The following is a 1,388-nucleotide window of genomic DNA, read 5'->3' on the forward strand; positions in this document are numbered from 1 at the left end:
CGGAACGCGAGCGGTTTTTGCGGATTCGCATGCCATGGCGATGATCATGAGTGTTCGTGATGTCGGACGTTGGCGGATGGCGTGACGATCTGGATCGGTGGCTGCAGCCGTTCCTCGCAGGCCTGTCGCATCCGGCGCGCCGGGCGATGTGCCCGCTCTATGTGGCCGGGCTGATAGGCCTGGGTGATCGCAAGAGCGTCCAGCCGATGGCGGCGCGGACCGAGGGGGTCCCCTACGACCGGCTGCACCACTTCATCGCGGCCGGGATCTGGGATGAGGCTCCCCTGCAGCAGGCGCTGCTCGGCGAGGCCGATCGCCTCGTCGGTGGTGCGGATGCGATCCTGGTCGTCGACGACACCGCCCTGCCGAAGAAGGGCAACCGCTCGGTCGGCGTGGCCCCGCAATACGCCACGACGCTGGGCAAGACCGCCAACTGCCAGACATTGGTGTCGCTCACGCTGGCGCGCGGCGAGGTGCCCGTGGCGGTCGGCTTGGCGCTGTTCCTGCCCGAGACTTGGACGGCCGACCCGGACCGAATGGCCGGGGCCGGCATTCCCGAGGGTCGGCGCGCGGCCCGCACCAAGCTGGAGATCGCGGTCGCGGAGATCGACCGGGTCCGGGCGGGTGGCGTGCGCTTCGGCTGCGTGCTGGCCGATGCGGGGTATGGGTCCGCCCCGTTCCGGCAGGCCCTGAGCGCGCGGGGCCTGAGCTGGGCCGTTGGGATCTCGGGACGCAGCAAGGTCTACCCGGCCGACGTGACGATGATCTTCCCCGTCGCGGGGCGTGGGCGACCGCGCAAGCGCCACGTGCCGGATCAGGTCTCGGTCGCGGCGGAGACGATCCTGGCGGACATGACCGGCCGGGCGGTGACTTGGCGGCGCGGCACCAAGGGCCGGCTGCGGGCTCGCTTCTGCGCGCTGCGCGTCCGGATGGCCGATGGTCCGACCCAGCGGATCGGCACGCAAGGCAACCAGCACCTGCCCGGCGACGAGGTCTGGCTGGTGCGCGAGGAGCGCGGCTCGGGCGAGCGCAAGTTCTACCTCTCGAACCTCCCCGCCGACGCAACCCTCAAGCAGCTCGCCGCCACCATCAAGGCACGCTGGATCTGCGAGCAGGTCCACCAGCAGATGAAGGAGGAACTCGGCCTCGACCACTTCGAGGGGCGCTCGTGGACCGGGCTGAATCGACACGCGCTGATGACGATGATGGCCTACGCCTTCCTCCAATCCCGGCGCTTGGCAGCAGCAGGGCGGAAAAAAAAGAAGCGGCTGCCCACCGCCTCAGCCCTCGATGCCGGCGATCCGGCAGGCCATCCTCGACCACCTTAGCCGGCCATCACCGCGCCGATGCCCGCACTGTGACGCTGCCCTCGATCTGCCTCCCTGACA

General features: G+C 69.9%; 1 protein-coding gene. It reads left to right on the plus strand.

The genetic code is table 11. From position 1 onward, the window contains the following. Positions 1-59 precede the first annotated feature (59 nt). Positions 60-1,328 carry an IS701 family transposase gene (locus tag MHA02_RS21785; RefSeq protein ID WP_147082668.1) on the plus strand — a complete coding sequence of 423 codons (1,269 nt, stop codon included), beginning with the start codon at positions 60-62 and terminating at the stop codon, positions 1,326-1,328. Positions 1,329-1,388: the final 60 nt, after the last annotated feature.

It is taken from the genome of Methylobacterium haplocladii (genome assembly GCF_007992175.1).
Taxonomy (GTDB): Bacteria; Pseudomonadota; Alphaproteobacteria; order Rhizobiales; family Beijerinckiaceae; genus Methylobacterium; species Methylobacterium haplocladii.